Consider the following 279-nt stretch of genomic DNA (forward strand, 5'->3'; position numbering starts at 1 on the left):
ATCAGCCGGACGCCTTGCCCGACAGCGTCAGGCCGAAGCCGCGCACCCAGGTGGTGGAAGTGAAGACGCCGGCTCCGCCCGCGGCGGCCCAATACGTGGCGCTGCTGCAGAGCGGGGCGGGGGCGCCTGCCTTCATCCTGACGGTCGATGCGGCGACACGGAATTTCACCGTGCGCAAGGTCGGCGCGCAGGGGGAGGTCGGCCGGAGCTACGAGCTCTGGATCGTCTCCGACAAGTTGCAGCGGCCGCGCTCGCTCGGCGTGATCGGCCGCAATGACT

Annotated in this window: 1 protein-coding gene; it reads left to right on the forward strand. The window is 70.3% G+C overall.

The features are described from left to right. Positions 1 to 14: 14 nt before the first annotated feature. Positions 15 to 279, forward strand: a 265-nt coding sequence (locus tag Q5762_RS38040; protein WP_315896883.1) for an anti-sigma factor, incomplete at its 3' end; no start/stop codon positions are given.

Origin of the sequence: Streptomyces sp. P9(2023), assembly GCF_032436795.1 — a bacterium.
Classification (GTDB): Bacteria; Actinomycetota; Actinomycetes; order Streptomycetales; family Streptomycetaceae; genus Streptomyces.